The following is a 23,970-nucleotide window of genomic DNA, read 5'->3' on the forward strand; positions in this document are numbered from 1 at the left end:
CAGCTTCCCTGGAGCGTGTGGCGGTAACCCTACGGCCTGCCGGACGGTCGCCGCCCGCCCGTCCACGGCGGCGAGGCGGTCAGGTCCCGTGCGTCCCGTTACGTCATGCTCTGTAGTCATGACCAGCAACTGGAGCACGACGGTCGGCAGGGCGGCCGGCCTGGCCCGCAGGCCCTCGGCACCGGTCACCCACGGGCTGATCGCCCTGTGCTGTCTGACCTTCGCGATCAGCCCCGCGTCGGGCCTGAACCCCGGCTACGGCTCGGGGGAGACCCTGCTCGCGGCCCAGCAGGAGTACTTCCACCACTGGGGCGTCGTACCAGCACAGTTGTTCGACTGGTCCCCCAGGGGAGCGCTCACCCCGGCCACGGCGCTCTTCGTCCACGGCAGCTGGGTGCATCTGCTCGGCAACATGCTGTTCCTCTACGTCTTCGGGGCGATGACCGAGGAACGCATGGGCCGCCTGCGCTTCACCCTCTTCTACCTCTGCTCCGGCGCCCTCGCCCTGCTCGGCTACGCCGTCGCCAACGCCTCTTCGCAGCAGTCGCTGGTCGGCGCGTCCGGGGCGATCTCGGCGGTCCTGGGCGCGTTCCTCTTCCTCTTCCCCCGCGCCCGGGTCACCAGTCTGCTGCCGTTCCTCTTCTTCCTGCCGCTGCGCTTCCCCGCCTGGCTCGTGCTGCCGTTCTGGGCGGCCCTGCAATGGCTGGCGGCGGGCCGGGCCACGGAGGGCCCGGGGGTGGCCTACCTGGCCCACCTGGTGGGGTTCGGGCTCGGGTTCCTCTACGCGTGGGTGGCCTTCGGCCGGACGACTAGAGTGAGGGCCGCCCCAGCTCCGGCCCCCGAGGGAGAGAACCAGCCGTGATCACCGCGATCGTCCTCATCAAGACCAGCGTGGACCGGATCCCCGAGATCGCGGAGTCGATCGCGGCGCTCGATTCGGTGAGCGAGGTGTTCTCCGTGACCGGCACCTACGACCTGATCGCGATGGTGCGGGTGAGCCGGCACGAGGACCTCGCGGAGGTCATCCCCGGCCGGATCAGCAAGATCCCGGGCGTCGAGGGCACGGACACGCACGTCGCCTTCCGCACCTACTCGCAGCACGACCTGGAGGCCGCCTTCGCCATCGGTCTCGACTCCTGACGGGCGGCCTCCGGGGCGCCGGGCGTCAGCCCAGCGCGGGCACGCAGCGGCCGTTCTCCGTGCGGTAGTTCCAGCGCGCGCCGTCCGCCACCAGCTCCCGCACCGCGGTCACGAACCGTTCGATGTGCTCGTCGGGGGTGCCCGCGCCGAAGCTCACCCGGATCGCGTTCAGGGACTTCTCCCCCGGCGCCGCCTCGGGGGCACCGCACTCGCCCTGCGCCTCGGGGGCGCTGTCCAGCAGGGTGCGGACCAGCGGGTGGGCGCAGAACAGGCCGTCGCGGACGCCGATGCCGTACTCGGCGGAGAGCGCCGCGGCGAAGTGGGAGCTGTTCCAGCCGTCGACGACGAAGGAGATCACCCCGACCCGCGGCGCGTCGTCGCCGAACAGGGAGAGCACCCGCACCTCCGGAACCTCCGCGAGCCCGGCCCTGACGGTCTCCACGAGGTGCTGCTCGCGGGCGACCAGGGTGTCGAAGCCGGCCTCGGTGAGCGCCTTGCAGGCGGCGGCGATGGAGTAGGCGCCGATCACGTTCGGCGAGCCGGCCTCGTGCCGGGCGGCGGTCTCGTGCCACTCCACGTCCACGCCGCCGTCCTCGCGCCGGGTGACCTTGCGGCTGGCGCCGCCGCCCGCGAGGTAGGGCTCGGCGGCGGTCAGCCAGTCGGCGCGGCCGGCGAGGACGCCCGAGCCGAACGGCGCGTACAGCTTGTGCCCGGAGAAGGCGACCCAGTCGACGTCGAGGTCCCGCACGGAGACCGGGTGGTGCGGGGCGAGCTGGGCGGCGTCCAGGACGATCCGGGCGCCGTGCGCGTGCGCGGCGGCGGCCAGCTCCCGCACCGGCCACAGCTCGCCGGTGACGTTCGACGCGCCGGTGACGCAGACCAGGGCAGGGCCGTGCGGGTCGCGCGCGGCGAGCGCCCGCTCCAGCGTCTGGACGGCCTGGCGCGGGGTGCGCGGCGCGTCCAGGTAGCTGACCCGGGCGTCCTTCCAGGGCAGCAGCGAGGCGTGGTGCTCGGTCTCGAAGACGAAGACCTGGCAGCCGTCGGGGAGGGCGGCGGCCAGCAGGTTCAGCGAGTCGGTGGTGGAGCGGGTGAAGACCAGCTGGTCGTCGGCGCGGCAGTCGAGGAACTCGGCGACGGTCCTGCGGGCGTTCTCGAAGAGGTCGGTGGAGAGCTGCGAGAGGTACCCGGCACCCCGGTGGACGCTGCCGTAGTAGGGGGCGTAGGCGGCCACGTCGTCCCAGACCCGCTGGAGGGCGGGGGCGCTCGCGGCGTAGTCGAGGGCCGCGTAGCCGACCTCGCCCCCGGTGACGAGCGGAACGGTGACGTCCCGGCCGAGCACCGGCAGCGGAGCGCAGACGGCCTGGTCGGCGGCAGGGGTGGTGACAGACATGGCGGACTCCCGTGAGAGGCGTACGGATCCACCGCGCGAGCGGACAGGGCTCGAAGCGCGGAAGGACACCGCAGAAGGGTGAAGAGGTGAAAGGGATGCGGAGGCGGGGCTCGACGCCCTAGCGCATTCGCTTGCTCACGGAAGGCTCCTCGACGACCAGGACCCCTGGAGGTTCGAGGGGTCCGCGCTTGCCGTGGACCTCGCTGCCCACGACCTGGTCTTCACCCGGGGCACCCCGCCACGGACGGAGGGTTGCCGGACAGTCGGCCGGGGCCTCATGACTGTCACTCATGACCTGGTCAGGAACCTACGCGAAACGCGCGCGGTCCCGCAACCCGTGTCCGGATCGCGGGACCGACGGCGTCCGGTCAGGCGTTGCTCGCCGCCACCCAGCGTTCGAGGGCCCGCTTGGCCGCGCCGGAGTCGATCGACTCGGCCGCCTTCGCCATGCCCGCGCCGATCCGCTCGGTGAGTGTGCCCGAGCCGCGCTCGAGGGCCACCAGCGCGGCCGCCGAGTTCAGCAGGACGGCGTCCCGCACCGGGCCGCTCTCGCCGTCCAGGAGCCTGCGGGCGACCTCCGCGTTGTACGACGGGTCGCCGCCGCGCAGCGCCTCCACGGGCACCAGGTCGAGGCCGACGTCCCGGGGGTCGAAGCGCTCTTCGGCGACGTGCCCCTCGGCGACCGTCCAGACCCGGGAGGTGGCCGTCGTGGTCAGCTCGTCGAGACCGTCGTCGCCGCGGAAGACCAGCGAGGAGTTGCCGCGCGCGGCGAAGACGCCGGCCACGATCGGCGCCATCCGCGGGTCGGCCACCCCGACCGCCTGGGCCCGCACCCGGGCCGGGTTGGTGAGCGGGCCGAGCGCGTTGAAGACCGTGCGGATGCCCAACTGGCCGCGGGCCGCGCCCGCGTGCCGCAGCGCCGGGTGGAACTTCACCGCGAAGCAGAAGGTGATCCCGGCCTCCTCGGCCACCTCGGGCACCCGCTTCAGCGGCAGGTCGAGGTTGACGCCCAGCTTCTCCAGGACGTCGGAGGCCCCGGACGCGGAGGACGCGGCCCGGTTGCCGTGCTTGACGACGCGCGCGCCGGTGCCGGCCACCACGATCGCCGACATGGTGGAGATGTTCACCGTCTTCGCGCCGTCGCCCCCGGTGCCGACGATGTCGACGCAGGGGCCGGCCACCTCGATCACGTTGGCGTGCGCGTACATCGTGCGGACCAGGCCGTCGATCTCCTGGACCGTCTCGCCCTTGGCGCGCAGCGCCACCACGAACCCGGCGATCTGCGCGTCGGTCGCCTCGCCGCGCATGATCAGGTCCATCGCCCAGGCGGTGTCGTCCGCGCTGAGGTCCTGGCCGTTCAGCAGGCCGTTCAGCAGGGCGGGCCAGGAACGGCCCGCCGCGGTGTCGCCTCCAGCGGGGGTCACAGCGCTCATGAGGCCGCTCCTGGGTGTCGTAGAAGAGTCGGGGAGAGAAGAAGGCGGTGCGGGCTCCACCCTATCCAGCCCGGGGCACGCCGAAGGGCCCCCGTCCGGAGACCGGACGGGGGCCCTTCGGCCGTCGTGTGGCGACGCGGTGATCAGTGGTGGCCGTGGCCGCTGGTGATCTCCTTGTACTCCTCGACGGTGGGCTTCGGGATCTGCGACTCCTCGCCGTAGTACGACTCGCTGAGCTTGGCGCGCAGCTTCTCGGAGCCCTTCACCTTGCGCTCGACGCCGTTCTCGTCGACGGTGCCGCCGATCTCCACCGGGCGGTACTGCTCGTGCGCGGTGAGGGTGTGCAGCGCGTCCTGGCTGAGCGGCTCGTGGACCTCGATGAACTCACCGTGCGGCAGCCGCTTGATGGTGCCGGTCTCGCGACCGTGCAGCACCTTCTCGCGGTCCCGGCGCTGGAGGCCGAGGCAGATGCGCTTGGTGGCGATGAAGACGAGGACCGGCACCACGAAGAAGCCGATGCGCACGAACCAGGTGATCGCGTTGATCGACAGGTGGAAGTGGGTGGCCCAGAGGTCGTTGCCACCACCGACGAGCAGCACGAAGTACCAGGAGATCCAGGCCACGCCGAACGCGGTGCGGGTCGGGGCGTTGCGCGGACGGTCCAGGATGTGGTGCTCGCGCTTGTCGCCGGTGACCCAGGACTCGATGAACGGGTAGACCGCGATCGAGACCAGCACCAGCGGGAAGATGACCAGCGGGATGAACACACCCAGGACGAGCGTGTGGCCCCAGAGGTTGATCTCCCAGCCAGGCATCACCCGGATCAGGCCCTCGGAGAAGCCCATGTACCAGTCGGGCTGGGCACCGGTGGACACCTGGTCGGGCCGGTACGGTCCGAGGGCCCAGATCGGGTTGATCGAGGCGATCGCGGCGACGACCGCGATGACACCGAAGACCAGGAAGAAGAAGCCGCCCGCCTTCGCCATGTACACGGGCAACAGGGGCATGCCGACGACGTTGTTGTTCGTCTTTCCGGGGCCCGCGAACTGCGTGTGCTTGTGGTAGAAGACCAGGATCAGGTGGCCGACCACCAGGCCGAGCATGATGCCCGGCAGCAGCAGGATGTGGATCGAGTAGAAGCGGGCCACGAAGTCGCCGCCCGGGAACTCGCCGCCGAAGAGGAAGAACGACAGGTACGTGCCGACGATCGGCACGGACAGGATCGCGCCCTCCATGAAGCGGACACCGGTGCCGGAGAGCAGGTCGTCGGGGAGCGAGTAGCCGGTGAAGCCGGTGAACATGCCCAGGACGAACAGCAGGAAGCCGAACAGCCAGTTGATCTCGCGGGGCTTGCGGAACGCACCCGTGAAGAAGACGCGCATCATGTGCACGAACATGCCGGCCAGGAAGATCAGCGCGGCCCAGTGGTGGATCTGCCGGATCAGCAGGCCACCGCGCACCTCGAAGGAGATGTGCAGGGTCGAGCTGAACGCCTCCGACATCAGCTGCCCCTGGAGCGGGACGTAGCTGCCGTGGTACTCCACCTCGTTCATCGACGGGTGGAAGAACAGCGTCAGGTACACACCCGTGAGGATGATGATGATGAAGCTGTAGAGGCAGACCTCACCCAACATGAACGACCAGTGGTCGGGGAAGATCTTGCGCATGTTGGACTTGGCGAGGGAGTAGATCCCCAGCCGGCCGTCGGCCCAGTCGGCGACGCGCTCGCCGGCCGGCGCTTTGCCGCGCCGGGTCTCGGTGCTCTCGTTGGTGCTCATCCGCGCTCCCAGAATGCAGGACCGACGGGCTCATCGAAGTCGCCGAGCGCCTCGAGGTAGCCCTCGTCGTTCACGCCGATGCGCAGCTGCGGCAGGGCGTGACCGGCGGGGCCGAAGATCACTCGGGCACCGTCGGAGAGGTCGAAGGTGGACTGGTGGCAGGGGCACAGCACGTGGTGCGTCTGCTGCTCGTACAGCGAGATCGGGCAGCCCACGTGGGTGCAGATCTTCGAGTACGCGACGATGCCCTCGTGCGACCACTGCAGCTCGCGCTTGTCCTTGATGTTGTCCGGCTGGATACGGACGATCATCAGGGCGGCCTTGGCGATCTCCTTCTGGAAGTCCTCGTCGTGCTCCTCCAGGCCCTCGGGCTTGGCGAAGGTCAGCGAGCCGACGGCGACGTCGGAGGCGCGCAGCGGCTCGTTGGTGTTCATGTTGACGAGCAGCTTGCCCTTGGACCACAGGGTGTGGCGCAGCTTGGTGCCGGGCAGCGGGCCGAGGTCGCGCAGCAGCATGACGCCGGAGAGCGGGAACAGGGCGAGCGCGCCGAACATCGTGTTGCGGATCAGCTTGCGGCGGCCGAGCGCGGACTCCTTGGCGCCCTCCTTGAAGTCGGCCATGACCTTGGCCTTGACCTCGGGTGCCGCCTCGATCGGGTGCCGCTCGTCGGCGACCTCCACGTCGGACATCAGGGTGCGGGCCCAGTGGACCGCGCCCGCGCCGATCGCGAACAGCGCCACCCCGAGGGTGAGGCCGAGCGCGAAGTTCAGCGCGTTGATGTGGCCGATCGGGAAGACGTAGACCGCCTGGTCGTGCGGGATCGCCACGTAGGAGGCGATGAAGCCGACGGTGGCGAGCATCGACAGCGTGAACAGCAGGGCGACGGCGCGCTCGGAGCGCTTGGCGGCCTGCTCGTCGATGTCCTGGACACGGTGCTCGTGGGGCGGCAGGCCGGGGTCCGCGAACGGGTCCGTGTCGTCCGCGACGGTCACCGCGCCGTGCGCGTGGTCCTGCTCTGCGGGCAGGTTCTCTTCTGGAATGTCTTGGCTACTCATGACTTCTTGGCCTTTGCGGTCCGAGCGGCGACCCAGACGGCGACCGCGATCAGGGCACCCAGTCCGAAGATCCAGGCGAACAGACCCTCACTGACCGGCCCGAGGCCGCCCAGCTCCAGGCCGCCGGGGCTCTCGGTCTCTTCCCCGTTGACCGCGTTCAGGTACGCGATGATGTCCTTCTTGTTCTGCTCGGTGAGCGTGGTGTCGTTGAAGGACGGCATGTTCTGCGGGCCGGTCTGCATGGCCTCGTAGATGTGCTTCGGGCTGACGCCCTCGAGGCTCGGCGCGAACTTGCCGTGCGTCAGCGCGCCACCCTTGCCGGTGAAGTTGTGGCACTGCGCGCAGTTGGTGCGGAACAGCTCGCCGCCCTTGGCGATGTCGGCACCCTCGGGGCCGTACTGGGCCTTCGTCGGGACGTTCGGGCCCGCGCCGAGGGACGAGATGTACGCGGCGAGCTGGTCGATCTCGGCCTGCGAGTAGATGACCTTCTTGCTCGGGATCTGCGCGCCGGGCTGCTGGGCGGGCATCCGGCCGGTGCCGACCTGGAAGTCGACGGCGGCGGCGCCCACGCCCACGAGGCTCGGCCCGTCGGAGGTGCCCTGACCGCCGGTTCCGTGGCAGCTGGCGCAGCCCACGGAGTACAGCTTCTTGCCCTCGTCGATGGCGAGAGACTGGGCGGTGTCATCGGCCTGCGCCTTGCTCGCGGGCGCGAACGCGGCGTACAGCCCCCCGGTGGCCGCCAGCGCGAGGAGTAGGACGACGACGGCCGCCAGCGGATGGCGTCGTCGTGCGGAGAGCTTTTTCACGGATTACCCCGGTGTCAGGATCTTCTGCGTCGATGCTTCTGGAAAGTGCGCTTCGGCTGTGCGCGTGGGAACGGGCCCGGCTACTTGATCATGTAGATCGTCGCGAAGAGGCCGATCCAGACGACATCGACGAAGTGCCAGTAATAGGACACGACGATGGCCGCGGTCGCCTGCTCGTGGGTGAACCTCTTGGCCGCGTACGTCCTGCCCAGAACGAACAGGAAGGCGATCAGGCCGCCCGTCACGTGCATGCCGTGGAAGCCGGTGGTCAGGTAGAAGACCGAGCCGTACGGGTCGGAGGAGAGCGAGAGGCCGTCCTCCTTCACCAGCTCGGTGTACTCGTAGATCTGACCGCCGATGAAGATCGCACCCATGATGAAGGTGACGATGAACCATCCCCGGAGCTTCTTCACGTCCCCGCGCTCGGCGGCGAAGACGCCGAGCTGGCAGGTGAGGGAGGAGAGCACCAGGATCGTCGTGTTGGTCGCGGAGAACGGGAAGTTGAGATGGCTCGCCATCGCCTTCCAGTGATCCGGACCGGTCACCGATCGCAGGGTGAAGTACATCGCGAAGAGGGCCGCGAAGAACATCAGCTCGGAACTCAGCCAGATGATGGTTCCGACGCTGGTGAGGTTCGGCCGGTTGACCGACGGGTGCGCGTGCCCGGTTTCTACTGTCGTTGCTGTCGCCACGACCGACATTATGTCGGTCGCTTATCCCGCCCTCACCTCCGGGGGTGCCGTTCGGAGTGTCCGTACCCCGTGTACTGCCCGTATGGCCCATCCGACGGGTCCTCGAAGCCGTGTTCGCACAGGTGTTGACGGGGTGTTCAAAGGAGTAGCATCCGGCGCATCGCTCCTGTCCGTAAGACGACGACGTCCCGCCGGAGGAAGAATGCAGCCGACCGCCACGGTGCTGGTCTACAGCGACGACTCCAACACCCGCGAACAGGTCCGGTTGGCCACCGGGCGCAGGCCGGCCCCTGACGCGCCCGTGGTGGAGTTCGTGGAGTGCGCGACGCCCGCCGCCGTCCTGAAGGAGCTGGACCGGGGCGGCATCGACGTGTGCGTCCTGGACGGCGAGGCGGTGCCGATGGGCGGCATGGGCCTGTGCCGGCAGATCAAGGACGAGATCTTCAACTGCCCGCCGTCGCTGGTGCTGATCGGGCGCCCGCAGGACGCCTGGCTGGCCACCTGGAGCCGCGCGGAGGCCGCGGTGACCCTTCCGGTGGACCCGGTGGAGTTCGCCGCCGCGCTGGCCGCCCTGCTGCGCGAGAGGCGCGCGCTGCACGCCTGAGAGGTCCGGCTGCCGGCCCGCGGTCGTGCGACCGCGGGCCGTCGTGCCGCTGACGCTCACACGGCCGTCGGGCGGAGCCTGGCCGCTTCCTCCGGCCGGGGGCCCTCGGCCTTGCCGCCCACCAGGGCGCTGCCGTCGCGCCATTCCTTCCAGTCGAGGTTCCAGTCGCCGTAGCCGTTCCCGAACGGCTCCATGTCGTCGCCGTACGAGTTGATGACCTTCACCACGTCGCCGTCCTGGACGTTCTCGTAGAACCAGGCGGCGTTGCCGGTGCTCATGCCGGTGCAGCCGTGGCTGACGTTGGCGGAGCCCTGCGACCCCACCGACCAGGGCGCGGCGTGCACGTACTCGCCGCTCCAGGTGACCCGGGTGGCGTAGTACACGGGCAGGTCGTAGCCGTCCGACGAGCCCGCCGAGATGCCGACGGTGGTGCCGCGCATCCGTACGAAGTACTCCTTGCCCAGCACGACCTTGACGCCGTTGCGGGTCTCGAAGCCGGGCTTGCCGGTGGTGACGGGGATCTCGTTGATCTCCTCGCCGTTGCGGTAGACCGTCATCGAGTGCGCGGAGGCGTCGGTGACGGCGATGACCCGGTCGCCCGTGGTCAGCTTCAGCGGCTTGGCGCCCGCGCCCCACAGCCGGTCGCTGATCTTGACGCCGTCCAGTTCGCTGCGCGCCTGGATGGTGGCGTGGGCGGGCCAGTACTCCTTGGGCCTGAAGTGGAGTTCCTTGTCGTCGACCCAGTGCCAGGTGCCCTGGGTGGCGGGCACCGAGGTGACCCGCAGCCCCCGTTCGACGATGGCCCGCTGGGCCTTGTCCTTGACCGGTTCGCTCAGTTCGGCGGTGACCGGCTGGCCGACGCCGTACTCGCCCGCGTCAGGACCGAACTCGACGGTCAGCCGCTTCTTGGTGGTGGGCTTGCTGGTGTCGAAGGTGAGGACCTTGCGGCCGGGTGCCCCGTCCTCGTTCTCGGTGCTCACGTGGACCGTGTAGCGGGCGGCTGCGGCCAGGGCGGAGGTGGAGTGCCAGCGACGGCCGTCGGCGCTGAGTTCGCCTGTCACATAGCGGCCCATGGCGTCGGTGGCGGTGACGTCGGTGATGCGGTTGTCGTCGCCGGACGCGGTCACCTCCAGGGGCTTGTCCGGGTCGACCTTCTTGAGGCCGCCCTTCGGACCGTTGAAGGAGATCTGGGCCGACGCGTCGTACGGCTTGGAGGACAGCGGGTTGCCGCTGTCGCCGCACGCGGTGACGCCCGCACCGAGGGCGATCACCAGCAGCGTGCAGCTGACGACGGTGCGGGTGCGCGGAGAGTGGCTCATGGCCTCACGCTAAGGAGTCGAGCCCGGTCCGGCACGCCGGGTAATCCGGACGAGGTACGGACCGTGCGGCAAAAGCACGAGCCCGGACCCTCCTGACGGAGAGTCCGGGCTCAGCGGGGTTCCCGCCGGTGCTACTGGGTGCGGTTCTCACCGCGGTAGTACTCGAAGACCCAGCCCCACAGGCCGATGAGGACCAGGGGTGCCGAGAAGTACAGCAGCCACCAGCCGAGCGCCACCCCGAGGAAGGCGAGCGCGCCGCCGACCGCGAGGGAGAGCGGCTGCCAGCTGTGCGGGCTGAAGAACCCGACCTCGCCGGCCTCGTCCGCCACGTCGGCTTCCTTGTTGTCCTGCGCGCCCGCGTCGACCCGCCGGGCGGTGAAGCCCAGGTAGAAGCCGATCATGATGCACAGGCCGAAGGCCAGGAAGAGGGCCGTGGTACCGGCCGGCTCCTTCGACCACACGCCATAGACGACCGCCATGGCGAGGACGAAGACGCTCAGCCACATGAACATCTTGCCCTGGATCTTCACTTGCCGGCCTCCTTGCCACCCGCGAGAGCCTTGTCACCGTGAGGCGCGTTCTGGAGCTGGTCCAGGGCGGCGATCTCCGGGTGGTGCAGGTCGAACGCCGGGGATTCGCTGCGGATCCGCGGCAGGGTGAGGAAGTTGTGCCGCGGCGGCGGGCAGGACGTCGCCCACTCCAGGGAGCGGCCGTAGCCCCACGGGTCGTCGACCTCGACCGGCTTGCCGTACTTGGCCGTCTTCCACACGTTGTAGAGGAACGGCAGTATCGACAGACCGAGCAGGAAGGAGCTGATCGTCGAGATCGTGTTCAGGGCGGTGAAGCCGTCGGCGGCGAGATAGTCCGCGTACCGGCGGGGCATGCCCTCGGCGCCCAGCCAGTGCTGGACCAGGAAGGTGCCGTGGAAGCCGATGAACAGCGTCCAGAAGGTGATCTTGCCGAGCCGCTCGTCGAGCATCTTGCCGGTGAACTTCGGCCACCAGAAGTGGAAGCCCGAGAACATCGCGAAGACGACCGTCCCGAACACCACGTAGTGGAAGTGCGCCACCACGAAGTAGGAGTCGGAGACGTGGAAGTCCATCGGCGGCGAGGCCAGGATGACACCGGTCAGACCACCGAAGGTGAAGGTGATCAGGAAGCCGGTGGCCCAGAGCATCGGTGTCTCGAAACTCAGTGACCCCTTCCACATGGTGCCGATCCAGTTGAAGAACTTCACACCGGTCGGTACCGCGATCAGGAAGGTCATGAAGGAGAAGAACGGCAGGAGGACACCGCCGGTGACGTACATGTGGTGCGCCCACACCGTCACGGAGAGGCCCGCGATGGCGATGGTCGCGCCGATCAGACCCATGTAGCCGAACATCGGCTTGCGGGAGAAGACCGGGATGACCTCACTGATGATGCCGAAGAACGGCAAGGCGATGATGTACACCTCTGGATGCCCGAAGAACCAGAACAGGTGTTGCCAGAGCAACGCCCCTCCGTTCGCGGCATCGAAGACGTGCGCGCCGAACTTGCGGTCCGCCTCCAGCGCGAAGAGGGCGGCGGCGAGCACCGGGAAGGCGAGCAGGACCAGCACCGCGGTCAGCAGCACGTTCCACACGAAGATCGGCATCCGGAACATCGTCATGCCGGGCGCGCGCATGCAGATGATCGTGGTGATGAAGTTGACCGAGCCGAGGATCGTGCCGAAGCCGGAGAAGGCCAGACCCATGATCCACAGGTCGGCGCCGACGCCCGGCGAGCGGACCGCGTCGGAGAGCGGGCTGTAGGCGAACCAGCCGAAGTCGGCCGCGCCCTGCGGGGTGAGGAAGCCGCCCACCGCGATCAGCGAGCCGAACAGGTAGAGCCAGTAGGCGAACATGTTCAGCCGCGGGAACGCGACGTCGGGCGCGCCGATCTGGAGCGGCATGATCCAGTTGGTGAAGCCCGCGAACAGCGGCGTCGCGAACATCAGCAGCATGATCGTGCCGTGCATCGTGAACGCCTGGTTGAACTGCTCGTTCGACACGATCTGGAGCCCTGGACGGGCCAGCTCGGCGCGCATGACCAGCGCCATGACGCCGCCGATCAGGAAGAACGCGAACGACGTCGCCAGATACAGCGTGCCGATCGTCTTGTGGTCCGTGGTCGTCAGCCACGACACCACGACCTTGCCTGGCTGCTTGCGCCGGACCGGCAGCTCATCCGCGTAGGTACCGCTGTCGGCCGCCGCGGCACCCTGGGGTTCGTTGAGGATGCTCACAGGTTGTTCGTCTCCCGGTTCTTCTCGTGGCTCGTCTGCGCGATGCCGGCGGGAACGTAACCGGTCTGCCCCTTCTTCGCGAGGTCCTTGAGGTGCTGCTGGTACCGCTCGGGGGAGACGACCTTCACGTTGAACAGCATCCGGGAGTGGTCGACGCCGCACAGCTCGGCGCACTTGCCCAGGAACGTGCCCTCACGGTTGGGGGTCACCTGGAAGGAGTTGGTGTGCCCCGGGATGACGTCCATCTTCATCAGGAACGGCACCACCCAGAAGGAGTGGATGACGTCACGCGAGGTGAGGACGAAGCGGACGGTCTTGCCCTCGGGGAGCCAGAGGGTCGGACCCGGGTTGTTGGTCTGCGGGTTCCGCGTGCCCGGGGTGCCGACGTCGTAGACGCCACCGGCACCGGCCGGGAACTCCTTCTTGAACCGGTCCGGGATGGCGGCCAGGTTCTTGTCGGTCTTCGCGTCTCCGGTGGAACCCGCGACGGGCTCGATGTAGTTGAAGCCCCAGCTCCACTGGTAGCCGACGACGTTCACCGTGACGTCCGGCTTCTTGTCGAGGCTCAGGAGCTGCGTCTCGTCACGAGCCGTGAAGTAGAACAGCACCGAGACGATGATGAGCGGAACGACCGTGTACAGCGCCTCGATCGGCATGTTGTACCGGGTCTGCGGAGGTACTTCGACCTTGCTGCGGCTGCGCCGGTGGAACATGGCGCTCCACAGGATCAGGCCCCACACCAGCACGCCGACGGCGAGCGCGGCAGCCCAGGATCCCTGCCACAGGGAGAGGATCCGCGGAGCCTCTTCCGTGGTCGGGGTGGGCATACCAAGGCGGGGGAAGTCCTTGTATGTGCAACCGGTCGCGGTCGCAAGGACCAGGCCCGCGGTCATTGCCTGCAGCAGCTTCCGCCGCATCGGGCGCCGCGGCGAGCGGTCGGAGCCGTTGGGACTCACGTAGCGCCTTCCCGAGAGTCTCGCCCGCGCGCGCGGCTGCGGCCTGGCCTTACTCCTGGTCGGTCGCCGCCCTGCGTCGGGCAGGGGTTTGGATGTTTATGCGGACCAAACCCTAGCCGACGCCTTCCGGGGGTTCGCGGGGAGGGTGGCATACGCGCCGCCGGTCACTCCGAAGAGGGGTCGATGGACCCAATAGCTCGGGAGATCGGGTGGTTTGGCAGGTGCGGGCCGGTGCCCGCCGTCGCGCGGAGCCGCCGCCGCGCCGCCGACGGACATCACCGTGGCGTCGCACGATCTACCGTTGCCTGGTGTCCTACTTCGACGCCGCATCCGCCGCCCCGCTCCACCCCGTCGCCCGGCAGGGCCTGTTGGCCGCCCTCGACGACGGGTGGGCCGATCCGTCCCGGCTGTACCGGGAGGGGCGGCGGGCCAGGATGCTCCTCGACGCGGCGCGCGAGACGGCCGCCGAGGCGGTCGGATGCCGCTTCGACGAACTGGTGTTCACCTCGTCGGGGACCCGGGCCGTGCACGACGGGATCGCGGGTGCGACGGCCGGACGGCGCCGGGTGGGACGCCACCTGATCGTGTCATCCGTCGAACACTCCTCGGTACTCCATTCGGCCGAGCGGTATGCGGCGGCGGGTGGTGCGGTGACCGAGGTGGCGGTCGACAGGTCGGGGGCGGTGGACGCCGAGGGGTACGCGCGGGCGCTGCGCCCCGACACCGCGCTGGCCTGCCTCCAGTCCGCCAACCACGAGGTGGGCACCGAGCAGCCGGTGGCGGCGGTGGCCGAGGCGTGCCGGGCGGCGGGGGTGCCGCTGCTGGTGGACGCGGCGCAGTCGCTCGGCTGGGCGCCGGTGGCGGGCGCGTGGTCGCTGCTCGCCGCGAGCGCCCACAAGTGGGGCGGGCCCGCGGGGGTCGGGCTGCTCGTGGTGCGCAAGGGGGTGCGGTTCGCGCCCCAAGGGCCCGCGGACGAACGGGAGTCGGGGCGGGCGGCCGGTTTCGAGAACCTGCCGGCGATCGTGGCGGCGGCGGCCTCGCTGCGGGCGGTGCGCGCGGAGGCGGCACGGGAGGCGGCGCGTCTGCGGGAGCTGACGGCGCGGATCAGGGCCCGGGTGCCCGCGCTGGTGCCCGACGTGGAGGTGGTGGGCGATCCGGAACGGCGGCTGCCGGGGATCGTCACCTTCTCCTGTCTCTATGTCGACGGGGAGACCCTGCTGCACGAGCTGGACCGCGCCGGGTTCTCCGTCTCGTCCGGCTCGTCCTGCACGAGCAGCACGCTGACGCCCAGCCATGTGCTGAGGGCGATGGGGGTGCTGAGCGAGGGGAACGTGCGCATCTCCCTGCCGCCCGGCACACCGGCCGAGGAGGTGGAACGGTTCCTCGACGTGCTGCCTGGCGTGGTGACCGGGGTGCGGGAGCGGGTGGGGGCCCCGGTGGGCGCGGGGCACCCGGCGGCGCCCTCAGCGGGCCCCGCCGCGGCAGGGGCGGACGACGGCACCTCGCCCGACTCCCCCACCGACCTCTCGCCCAGCTCCTCCACCGGCACCTCGCCCGACTCCCCCGGCGACTTGCCCGGCGGCTCCGTGTCCGGTGCTCCCGCCGAGGGGCCGGCCGGCGGCGCCCTGGTCGTGGACGCGCTCGGCAGGCGGTGTCCGATCCCCGTCATCGAGCTGGCCAAGGTCATCGGGGACGTGCCGGTCGGCGGCACGGTCCTGGTTCTCGCGGACGACGAGGCGGCCCGGCTCGACATCCCGGCGTGGTGCGAGATGCGCGGGCAGGCGTACCTGGGCGAGGAGCCGGCGGACCAGGGCTCGGCCTATCTGGTCCGCCGGGTGTCGTGATCCGCGACCGGAGCCTCGTCTAGACGAGGTGCGCACGCACCTCGGCGGCGGCCTCGTGGCCGTACGCCTTGGTGAAGCGGTCCATGAAGTTGGCGCGGCGCAGCTGGTACTCCTGGGTGCCGACCGTCTCGATGACGAGGGTGGCCAGCATGCAGCCGACCTGGGCGGCGCGCTCGTGGGAGACGCCCCAGGCGAGCCCGGAGAGGAAACCGGCCCGGAAGGCGTCGCCGACTCCGGTGGGGTCGGCCTTGCGCTCCTCCTCGGCGCAGCCGACCTCGATCGGGTCCTGGCCGACCGCCTCGATGCGGACGCCGCGCGAGCCGAGGGTGGTGACGCGGTGGCCGACCTTGCCGAGGATCTCCTCGTCGCTCCAGCCGGTCTTGGACTCGATGAGGCCCTTCTCGTACTCGTTGGAGAAGAGGTACGTGGCGCCGTCCAGCAGGATGCGGATCTCGTCGCCGTTCATCCGGGCGATCTGCTGGGAGAAGTCGGCGGCGAACGGGATGGAGCGGGAGCGGCACTCCTCCGTGTGGCGGAGCATCGCCTCCGGGTCGTCGGCGCCGATCAGGACCAGGTCGAGGCCGCCGACGCGGTCGGCGACGGTCTTCAGCTCGATGAGCCTGGCCTCGCTCATCGCGCCGGTGTAGAAGGAGCCGATCTGGTTGTGGGAGGCGTCCGTGGTGCACACGAAGCGGGCGGTGTGCAGGGTCTCGGAGATGCGCACCGAGTCGGTGTCGACGCCGTGCCGCTCCAGCCAGGCGCGGTACTCGTCGAAGTCGAAGCCGGCGGCGCCGACCAGCAGCGGGGTGGCGCCGAGCTGGCCCATTCCGAAGGCGATGTTCGCGCCGACGCCGCCCCTGCGTACGTCCAGGTTGTCGACCAGGAACGACAGCGAGACCGTGTGCAGCTGGTCCGCGACCAACTGGTCGGCGAAGCGGCCGGGGAAGGTCATGAGGTGGTCGGTGGCGATGGAGCCGGTGACTGCGATGCGCACGGCGTGGACTCTCCTGGGGGGAGGTGGAATGACAGTTCACGCTACCGGGTGGGCCGCACCCGTTGAAGCGGCGAAAACTACCCGATAGTAGATCTTTCTTCGCGGCTCCGTCCGTGCCTACGGTTCGGCTATGACGAACCTCAAGTTCCACTCCTCGTCCCCGGCGGACCTGGAAGGCGATCTGGCGTCGCTGCGCGGTGACTGCGCGCGGATGGCGTCGCACTGGTCGGTCCCGGCCGAGACCGTGGCCGAGCCGGTCTCTCCCGCGCTGATCAACGGGGTGCGGGTGCCGGCGGGTTCGGCCCGGCTGCTGGACTCGATGTCGGACTACGGCGACTGAGTCCCGCCCGCCCTCCGCGCCCCGATCCCCGCGACGCGCCCTCCTCGGAGGGCGCGTCTCCGCGTGAGGGCGCGTCGCGGGGGGAACCGTGCGCTCCCCTGCCGCGTCTCATCGCCGTCCCTCGTAAAGAGGATGCGGGATACGACCCCTCGACCGTCGCCTTTGTCAGGGCCAGGTCAGGGTCGGAGGAGAGTTGCGGAGCCGAAGGAGCGATGCGGTGAACACCGACCGACCCGACCACGACGACGAGACCGGCCCCGAGCGGCAGACGGGACCCGCGGCGGCGGACGCGGCGGGAGAACCGGCGGCGGAGGAGGCTCAGGCGGCGTCCGGTGCTCAGGCGAAACCGGCGACGCCCGGTGCTCAGGCGGCGTCCGGTGCTCAGGCGAAACCGGCGGCGCCCGACGCTCAGGCGGCGTCCGGTGCTCAGGCGGAACCCGCGGTGTCCGGGGCTCCGCGGGGCGCGAAGGCGACGGTGCCCGCGGCCGACGAGGCGCCACCGGCGCAGGCGCAGGGGCAGGACGAGGCCGCGCGGTCCGGCCCGAAGGACACCGGGGCGCGGGCGGCGGCCGGTACCGGGGAACGGACGGGCACCGACCCCGACCCCGCTGGGGCCGACGGGCGGCGGGAGCCCGTCGCTGGTTCCGGCCAGGACCGGGTGCCGGACGTCAGCGGTGACGCGGGCGCCTCCGACGGCGGCGGGCTCACCACCCGGCCGCCCCGGCGGTGGTCGCCCGTGCTCATCGCCTCGGTGGCCGCCGCCGTGCTGCTGGTCGGCGGGGGCGGGGCGTACCTCGCGTCGTCGGTCTCCGGGGACCGGACGGCGTCCGCCGGGGCCGGCGGAGCGGACGGCAGCCCTCCCCCGCCGCTCGCCCTCGACGGGTACGACACCGGCGGCGGAGGCGACTCGCGCGGCATCGCGGCCGGGGAGCCGAACCCGTACGGCGTCCACTACCGCGCGGACGGCGATCTGCCCGCCGGTCCCGGTTCCGCGCCCGTCTACCGGGCGTCGGGCGAGGTGACGGAGGCCGAGGTCGCCCGGCTGGCGAAGGCGCTCGGCCTCGACGGGACGCCGGTGGCCCGGGGGGAGTCCTGGCAGGTCGGGTCGGTCAAGGACGGCTCGGGCCCTGACCTGACCGTGGACAGGGCCGCGCCCGGCACCTGGACCTTCCACCGGTACGCGGCGGGCACGGACGCCTGCGGCGCCGCCGTCACCTGCGCCGAGGACCCGGCGGGCCCGGCCGCGGAGCCGGTGGACACGGCCGCCGCGGAGAAGGCCGCCGCGCCGGTCCTCAAGGCGATCGGGCAGGACGGCGCGAAGCTCGACGCGGGCCAGGTGAGGGGCGCCCAGCGGGTGGTGAACGCCGATCCGGTGGTCGGCGGGCTGCCCACCTACGGCTGGACGACCGGGCTCACGGTCGGCGCGAGCGGCGAACTCGTCGGCGGCACCGGCCGGTTGAAGGCGCCGGTGGAGGGCGCGAGCTACCCGGTGCTCGGCGCGGCGAGGACCCTCGCGCTGCTGAACGCGGCGCCTGAGGCAGGCCACCGGATGGGCATCGGCGGCTGCGCGAGCGCCGTCCCGCTCAAGGACCGGCTGGAGCAGCCGTGCGGGAGCGGCGCGGGGACCGGTACCGGCACCTCCGATGTCCCGTCGGGCGGGACGGCGACCGTCGAGGACGCCGTGTTCGGGCTCGCCCTGCGGACGCGGCAGGGGCAGCCGCTGCTGGTGCCGTCCTGGCTGTTCCAGGTGCGGGGCGCGGACGGGCGCGGGGTGTTCACGGCCGCCCATCCGGCCGTCGATCCGGCGTACCTGACGTCACCGTCGTCACCGTCGTCACCGTCGTCGGCCGTGCCCTCGGCGCCCTCGGCCAGTGGGTCCGCGGGGCCGCGTGACGTCGAGGTGGACGGCTACACGGCCGAGGGGCGGGAGTTGACCGTGGGCTTCACGGGCGGGGTGTGCGCCGACTACACGGCGACGGCCGAGGAGAGCGCGGGCGCGGTGACCGTGAAGGTGACCGAGCGGCCCTGGAAGGGCAAGGTCTGCGTGATGATCGCCAAGGAGATGCGGCAGAAGGTGACGCTGGACGCGCCGCTCGGCGGCCGGAAGGTCGTGGGCACCGGCGGCGAGGGCGTCGCGCCGCTGAAGGCCGGCGCGCGGCTCCCGGAGGCGTCGGACGCGCGGTGACCCGGACGCCGTCGGCGCGGCGGCGGTGCGCGGGACATGACGGAGGCGGCGACCCGGTCGTGGGGTCGCCGCCTCCGTCATGGCGCGCGGGGTGGCTCAGTTGAAGGAGTCACCGCAGGCGCAGGAGCCCGTCGCGTTCGGGTTGTCGATCGTGAAGCCCTGCTTCTCGATGGTGTCGACGAAGTCGATGGAGGCGCCGCCCAGGTACGGGGCGCTCATGCGGTCGGTGACGACCTTGACGCCGCCGAAGTCCTTCACCACGTCGCCGTCGAGCGAGCGCTCGTCGAAGAACAGCTGGTAGCGCAGGCCGGAGCAGCCGCCGGGCTGGACGGCGACCCGCAGGGCGAGGTCCTCGCGGCCTTCCTGGTCGAGCAGGGCCTTGACCTTCGCCGCGGCGGCGTCGGACAGGATGATGCCGTCGGTGACGGTGCTGGTCTCGTCCGATACGGACATCTACATCTCTCCCGGGTTGTACGGAGACTGCTTGCCGACGTGGTCAACCGTCGGGGCCGCTGATTCATTCCGCGCGGAGCACAGGTCTTTGCGGAGCGCTTGTCTTTTCGGCTGTCACTTCATGCTCGCACACACCCGGGGAAGCGAACAGCGACCGCCGCCGCCGGGAACGGCCGCCGGGATTCACGTCACATGGACGTTATCGCCGTCGTCAAAGTGACGTGAAGCGGATATGATAGATAGCGTCATTTCGACGAGAAGTGCCGCCGCTCCGACCTCCCGGACCGGCGGGCCGCAGAACAGAAAGGGTGCGTGTCGTGACCACCGCCCAGCCCCAGGAGCTCGACGTACAGCCGACGCCCCTCGCCCTGCTGCTCCTCGGCCGTGAGGCCGACCCGCGGAGCGAGCGCGGCGTCGAGTGCCCAGGCGACCTGCCCTCGCCGTCCGACCCGGACCTGGTGGCACGCGCCCGCGCGGCGAAGGAGAGGCTCGGCGACAAGGTGTTCGTGCTGGGCCACCACTACCAGCGCGACGAGGTCATCCAGTTCGCGGATGTGACGGGCGACTCGTTCAAGCTGGCCAGGGACGCGGCGGCCCGCCCCGAGGCCGAGTACATCGTCTTCTGCGGTGTGCACTTCATGGCGGAGTCCGCCGACATCCTCACCGGCGACGACCAGAAGGTCGTGCTGCCCGACCTCGCGGCCGGCTGCTCGATGGCCGACATGGCCACCGCCGAGCAGGTCGCCGAGTGCTGGGACGTGCTGACCGAGGCCGGGATAGCCGAGCGGGTCGTGCCCGTCTCGTACATGAACTCGTCCGCCGACATCAAGGCGTTCACCGGCAGGCACGGCGGCACCATCTGCACCTCCTCCAACGCCGAGCGGGCCCTTCAGTGGGCCTTCGAGCAGGGCGACAAGGTGCTCTTCCTGCCCGACCAGCACCTCGGCCGCAACACCGCCGTGCGGGACCTCGGGATGTCCCTCGACGACTGCGTCCTGTACAACCCGCACAAGCCGGGCGGCGGCCTCACCGCCCAGCAGTTGCGCGACGCGAAGATGATCCTGTGGCGCGGCCACTGCTCGGTGCACGGCCGGTTCAGCCTGGAGTCCGTCGAGGACGTGCGCGCCCGCATCCCCGGCGTCAACGTCCTGGTGCACCCCGAGTGCCGGCACGAGGTCGTCGCGGCGGCCGACCAGGTCGGCTCGACGGAGTACATCATCAAGGCGCTGGAGGCCGCGCCCGCCGGCTCCAAGTGGGCCATCGGCACCGAGCTGAACCTGGTGCGCCGGCTCGCGAACCGGTTCGCGCCCGAGGGCAAGGAGATCGTCTTCCTGGACCGCACGGTCTGCTTCTGCTCGACCATGAACCGCATCGACCTGCCGCACCTGGTGTGGACCCTGGAGTCGCTGGCCGACGGCAAGCTGGTCAACCGGATCGAGGTCGACCGGGAGACCGAGAAGTACGCGAAGCTCGCCCTGGAGCGGATGCTCGCCCTGCCGTAGGCGCCCCGCACGGGCCGAGGCCCCGCCCGCGACGCTCTCGGCGTCGGGGGCGGGGCCTCGGTCGCCGCCGCGCACAGCGGTGCGGCGGGCGCGCGTCAGACGTTCGCGGGCTCCCGCACCTCGGGGGTCTCGGCGCGCTTCTCCTTCTTCGCCGCGCGCTTGGCCGCCCGGCGCTCCTTGCGCAGCTCCAGCATCGCGTAGAGCGTCGGGACCAGGAGCAGGGTCAGCAGCGTCGACGTGATCAGACCGCCGATCACCACCACGGCGAGCGGCTGGGCGATGAAGCCGCCCTCGCCGGTGACGCCGAGCGCCATCGGGAGCAGGGCGAAGATCGTCGCGAGGGCCGTCATCAGGATGGGCCGCAGCCGGTGCCTGCCGCCCTCGACGACCGCCTCGACGATGCCGTAGCCGTCCTTGCGGTACTGGTTGATCAGGTCGATCAGCACGATCGCGTTCGTCACCACGATGCCGATCAGCATCAGCATGCCGATCATCGCGGGCACGCCCATCGGGGTGCCGGTGACGAGCAGCAGGCCGATCGCGCCGGTCGCCGCGAACGGCACCGACACCAGCAGGATCAGCGGCTGGGCGAGCGACCGGAACGTCGCGACCAGCAGCATGAAGACGATCGCGATCGCCGCGAGCATCGCCAGGGCGAGGTTCTTGAACGCGCTGTCCTGGTCCTCGGAGACACCGCCGATGGAGGCCGTGGCCCCCTCGGGGAGCTTCAGCGCGTCGAGCTTGGTCGTCAGGTCCTGGCTGACCGCGCCGGTGTTGTCGCCGGTCGGCCGCGCGGTGATGGTGGCCGCGCGCTGGCCGTCGATGCGGGTCATGGAGACCGGCCCGTCGACGACCTTCACGGTGGCGATGTCACCGAGCTCGACCGGCCCCAGCGGCAGCGCCTTGAGCTGCGCGAGGGTCCTGGCCGGCTTCGCGGAGACGATGACGACGTCGCGCTCGGCGTCGTCGAGGATCGCCTTGGCCGCCGTGGTGCCCCTGACCGCCTGGGCGACGGCCGCGCCGAGCGTCTGGTCGTCGAACCCGGCAGCGGCGGCACGGGAGTTGGCCTTGACCGAGATGCGCGGCACGCTCTGCGACAGGTTGCTGCTGACGTCGGTGACGCCGTCGAGTTCCGCGACGGCGGAGCGGACCTGCTCGGCCGCCGTGCGCAGCGTGCCGGCGTCGGCCGCCTTCACGACCACGCTGAGGTCCTGGCTGCCGAAGCCGTCACCGGCGGAGACCGTGGTGGTGCCGATGCCGGAGAGCTTCTTCAGACCGGACTCGATGCTGTCCTGGACATCGCCGGAGGAGGCGCTGTCGTCCAGCATGACCTGGTAGGACGCCTGGTTGGTGTCGGTGCCGCCGCCGAACGCCGCCATGAACCCGGACGAGCCGATCGTCACCTGGTAGTCCTTGACGCCCTTGACGCCGGCGAGCAGCTTCTCGACCTTCTTGGCCTGCTCGTCGGTGGCCGCCAGGCTGGCGCCGGGCTTCAGCGTCTGCTTGACGGTGAGGACCTCCTGCTCGCCCTGGTCGAAGAAGTTCGTCTTCAGCAGCGGCGCCATGCCGAACGTGCCGATCAGGACGACGGCCGCGATGGCCACGCTGGTGAGGCGGCGGCGGGTCGCGAAGCGCAGGACGGGCACGTAGACGCGCTGGAGGCGGCTCTTGGCCTCCTTCTCCTCGGCCAGCCTGCGGGCCTCCTCGGCGTCGGCCGGGGTGTCCTTCGGCGCCCGCAGGAACCAGTACGACAGCACCGGCACGACCGTCAGCGACACCAGCAGCGACGCCAGCAGGGCCGCCGTCACGGTCAGGCTGAAGGAGCCGAACAGCTCGCCCACCATGCCGCCGACCAGACCGATCGGCAGGAAGACGGCGACCGTGGTGAGCGTCGAGGACGTCACCGCGCCCGCCACCTCGCGGACCGCCTTGAGGATGGCCTCCTCGCGCTCCTCGCCGTAGCCGAGGTGGCGCTTGATGTTCTCCAGGACCACGATCGAGTCGTCGACGACCCGGCCGATCGCGATGGTCAGCGCGCCCAGCGTCAGCATGTTCAGCGACAGGTCGCGCGTCCACAGCACGATCAGCGCGAGGACGACGGAGAGCGGGATGCTGACCGCGGTGACCAGGGTGGAGCGGACCGACGCCAGGAAGACCAGGATGACGAGGACCGCGAACAGCAGGCCGAGCCCGCCCTCGGTGGTCAGTCCGCTGATCGCCTTGGAGACCGCGGGGCCCTGGTCGCTGACGACCGTGATCTTCGCCGCGGAACCGAGGTCCTTGCGCAGGTCGGGAAGCTTGTCCTCGACGGCCTTGGAGATCGCGACGGCGCTGCCGTCGTGGTCCATGGTGACCATCACGGCGAGGCTGGGCTCGCCGTCGGTGCGGGTGAGCGAGGTGGCGGTGGCCTGCCGCTGCTCGACGGTGGCGACGTCCCCGAGGCGGACCGGCTTGTCGACGCCGGGGCCGCCCACCATCAGGTCCTTGACCTGCTTCAGGGAGGTGTAGCCGCCGCCGACCTGGACGGTGCGGTTGGCGCCGCCCTCGTCGAAGGAGCCGCCGGTGAGGGTGGCGCCGCCGGCCTGGAGCGCCTGCGCGAGGGACTGCGTGGTGAGACCGGCCTTCGCGAGCTTCGCGTCGTCGGGGGTGACGGCGACCTGGAGGTCGCGCACGCCGTCGACGGTGACCTGGGCGACGCCGTCGATGCCCTTCAGGGCCGTGACGACCGTGCGGTCGAGTTGGTCGGCCAGCGCCTGCTGGTCGCGGTCGGAGGTGACGGCGAGGACGACGGTCGGGATGTCGTCCGTGGAGCCGGCCACGACCTGCGGGTCGACGCCGTCGGGGAGCTGGGCGCGGGCCCGGTTGACGGCCTGCTGGACGTCGGCGACGAGCTGCTTGGTGTCGTTGCCGAAGTCGAAGGACGCCATGATCAGGGCGTTGCCCTCACTGGCGGTCGAGGTGACGCCCGAGATGCCGTCGACCGCTTCGAGGTTGTTCTCGATCGGCTCGATGACCTGCTTCTCGACGACGTCGGGCGAGGCGCCCTGGTAAGGCGCGATCACCGAGACCATGGGGAGTTCGATGGAAGGCAGCAGCTGCTGCTTCAGCTGAGGTATCGCGATCGCGCCGAAGACGAGCGCGACGAGCGAGATCAGCCCGATCAACGCCCTTTGCGCGAGGCTGAATCTGGACAACCCTGACATGGGGCTCATG

20 protein-coding genes and 1 riboswitch are annotated in these 23,970 nt (G+C 70.6%); of the genes, 7 read left to right on the plus strand and 13 right to left on the minus strand.

The genetic code is table 11. The features are described 5' to 3' along the window. The first annotated feature begins 118 nt into the window (after positions 1–118). Together DDJ31_RS10510 and DDJ31_RS10515 are read left to right on the plus strand one after the other, a co-directional pair. Entirely contained in the window at positions 119–862 is a 744-nt protein-coding gene (locus DDJ31_RS10510) for a rhomboid family intramembrane serine protease (protein WP_127180539.1), read from the plus strand. Beyond that, the gene (locus DDJ31_RS10515) at positions 859–1,140 is read left to right on the plus strand and encodes an Lrp/AsnC family transcriptional regulator (RefSeq protein WP_127180538.1); all 282 of its coding nucleotides are present in this window, start codon (positions 859–861) and stop codon (positions 1,138–1,140) included. Before DDJ31_RS10510 ends, DDJ31_RS10515 begins: the two co-directional genes overlap by 4 nt. Positions 1,141–1,165: 25 nt before the next feature. Here DDJ31_RS10515 and DDJ31_RS10520 read toward each other — a convergent pair whose 3' ends face one another. The 6 genes from DDJ31_RS10520 to ctaE form a co-directional block, all read right to left on the minus strand. Next, complete coding sequence (locus DDJ31_RS10520) at positions 1,166–2,530, minus strand: aminotransferase class V-fold PLP-dependent enzyme (protein WP_127180537.1); 1,365 nt, start codon at positions 2,528–2,530, stop codon at positions 1,166–1,168. Positions 2,531–2,709: 179 nt separating this feature from the next. After that, a riboswitch (SAM riboswitch) is annotated at positions 2,710–2,826 on the minus strand. A gap of 72 nt (positions 2,827–2,898) precedes the next feature. Further along, the gene (gene trpD / locus DDJ31_RS10525) at positions 2,899–3,963 is read right to left on the minus strand and encodes an anthranilate phosphoribosyltransferase (protein WP_127180536.1); all 1,065 of its coding nucleotides are present in this window, start codon (positions 3,961–3,963) and stop codon (positions 2,899–2,901) included. A gap of 143 nt (positions 3,964–4,106) precedes the next feature. Beyond that, on the minus strand, positions 4,107–5,741 hold the full coding sequence (gene qcrB / locus DDJ31_RS10530; RefSeq protein ID WP_127180535.1) for a cytochrome bc1 complex cytochrome b subunit: 1,635 nt from the start codon (positions 5,739–5,741) through the stop codon (positions 4,107–4,109). Next, complete coding sequence (qcrA, locus tag DDJ31_RS10535) at positions 5,738–6,796, minus strand: cytochrome bc1 complex Rieske iron-sulfur subunit (protein ID WP_127180534.1); 1,059 nt, start codon at positions 6,794–6,796, stop codon at positions 5,738–5,740. Before qcrA ends, qcrB begins: the two co-directional genes overlap by 4 nt. Continuing rightward, positions 6,793–7,602, minus strand: coding sequence for a cytochrome bc1 complex diheme cytochrome c subunit (gene qcrC / locus DDJ31_RS10540; RefSeq protein ID WP_127180533.1), 810 nt, complete (start codon positions 7,600–7,602; stop codon positions 6,793–6,795). The genes qcrA and qcrC overlap by 4 nt, the downstream gene beginning before the upstream one ends. Positions 7,603–7,682: 80 nt before the next feature. Further along, on the minus strand, positions 7,683–8,303 hold the full coding sequence (ctaE, locus tag DDJ31_RS10545; protein ID WP_127180532.1) for an aa3-type cytochrome oxidase subunit III: 621 nt from the start codon (positions 8,301–8,303) through the stop codon (positions 7,683–7,685). Between the two features lie 193 nt (positions 8,304–8,496). Here ctaE and DDJ31_RS10550 point away from each other — a divergent pair, with 193 nt between their 5' ends. After that, positions 8,497–8,898, plus strand: coding sequence for a hypothetical protein (locus DDJ31_RS10550; protein WP_127180531.1), 402 nt, complete (start codon positions 8,497–8,499; stop codon positions 8,896–8,898). A 56-nt stretch (positions 8,899–8,954) separates the two neighbouring features. On the opposite strand, the gene DDJ31_RS10555 is transcribed toward DDJ31_RS10550, so the two are convergent. From DDJ31_RS10555 to ctaC, 4 genes are all read right to left on the minus strand, one after another. Beyond that, the gene (locus DDJ31_RS10555; protein WP_127180530.1) at positions 8,955–10,217 is read right to left on the minus strand and encodes a L,D-transpeptidase; all 1,263 of its coding nucleotides are present in this window, start codon (positions 10,215–10,217) and stop codon (positions 8,955–8,957) included. A gap of 131 nt (positions 10,218–10,348) precedes the next feature. Next, a complete protein-coding gene (locus DDJ31_RS10560) occupies positions 10,349–10,747 on the minus strand; it encodes a cytochrome c oxidase subunit 4 (RefSeq protein ID WP_127180529.1) in 399 nt (132 codons plus the stop codon). After that, a complete protein-coding gene (ctaD, locus tag DDJ31_RS10565) occupies positions 10,744–12,483 on the minus strand; it encodes an aa3-type cytochrome oxidase subunit I (RefSeq protein ID WP_127180528.1) in 1,740 nt (579 codons plus the stop codon). Before ctaD ends, DDJ31_RS10560 begins: the two co-directional genes overlap by 4 nt. After that, positions 12,480–13,439: an aa3-type cytochrome oxidase subunit II gene (ctaC, locus tag DDJ31_RS10570; protein ID WP_127180527.1), complete on the minus strand. Its 960-nt coding sequence runs from the start codon at positions 13,437–13,439 to the stop codon at positions 12,480–12,482. The genes ctaD and ctaC overlap by 4 nt, the downstream gene beginning before the upstream one ends. A gap of 308 nt (positions 13,440–13,747) precedes the next feature. Between ctaC and DDJ31_RS10575 the strand changes: the two genes are divergently transcribed. After that, the gene (locus DDJ31_RS10575; protein ID WP_127180526.1) at positions 13,748–15,283 is read left to right on the plus strand and encodes a cysteine desulfurase/sulfurtransferase TusA family protein; all 1,536 of its coding nucleotides are present in this window, start codon (positions 13,748–13,750) and stop codon (positions 15,281–15,283) included. Between the two features lie 19 nt (positions 15,284–15,302). Here DDJ31_RS10575 and DDJ31_RS10580 read toward each other — a convergent pair whose 3' ends face one another. Beyond that, a complete protein-coding gene (locus DDJ31_RS10580; RefSeq protein ID WP_171480802.1) occupies positions 15,303–16,277 on the minus strand; it encodes a carbohydrate kinase family protein in 975 nt (324 codons plus the stop codon). Between the two features lie 130 nt (positions 16,278–16,407). Between DDJ31_RS10580 and DDJ31_RS10585 the strand changes: the two genes are divergently transcribed. After that, the gene (locus tag DDJ31_RS10585) at positions 16,408–16,617 is read left to right on the plus strand and encodes a hypothetical protein (RefSeq protein ID WP_127180524.1); all 210 of its coding nucleotides are present in this window, start codon (positions 16,408–16,410) and stop codon (positions 16,615–16,617) included. Positions 16,618–16,834: 217 nt separating this feature from the next. Next, positions 16,835–18,802, plus strand: coding sequence for a hypothetical protein (locus tag DDJ31_RS10590; RefSeq protein ID WP_240678244.1), 1,968 nt, complete (start codon positions 16,835–16,837; stop codon positions 18,800–18,802). Positions 18,803–18,898: 96 nt separating this feature from the next. On the opposite strand, the gene DDJ31_RS10595 is transcribed toward DDJ31_RS10590, so the two are convergent. Then, positions 18,899–19,255: an iron-sulfur cluster assembly accessory protein gene (locus DDJ31_RS10595; protein WP_127180523.1), complete on the minus strand. Its 357-nt coding sequence runs from the start codon at positions 19,253–19,255 to the stop codon at positions 18,899–18,901. Between the two features lie 317 nt (positions 19,256–19,572). Here DDJ31_RS10595 and nadA point away from each other — a divergent pair, with 317 nt between their 5' ends. Beyond that, a complete protein-coding gene (gene nadA, locus DDJ31_RS10600) occupies positions 19,573–20,757 on the plus strand; it encodes a quinolinate synthase NadA (RefSeq protein WP_127180521.1) in 1,185 nt (394 codons plus the stop codon). A gap of 95 nt (positions 20,758–20,852) precedes the next feature. Here nadA and DDJ31_RS10605 read toward each other — a convergent pair whose 3' ends face one another. Further along, complete coding sequence (locus DDJ31_RS10605; protein WP_127182865.1) at positions 20,853–23,960, minus strand: efflux RND transporter permease subunit; 3,108 nt, start codon at positions 23,958–23,960, stop codon at positions 20,853–20,855. Between the last annotated feature and the right edge of the window lie 10 nt (positions 23,961–23,970).

Source organism: Streptomyces griseoviridis (genome assembly GCF_005222485.1).
Taxonomy (GTDB): Bacteria; Actinomycetota; Actinomycetes; order Streptomycetales; family Streptomycetaceae; genus Streptomyces; species Streptomyces hintoniae.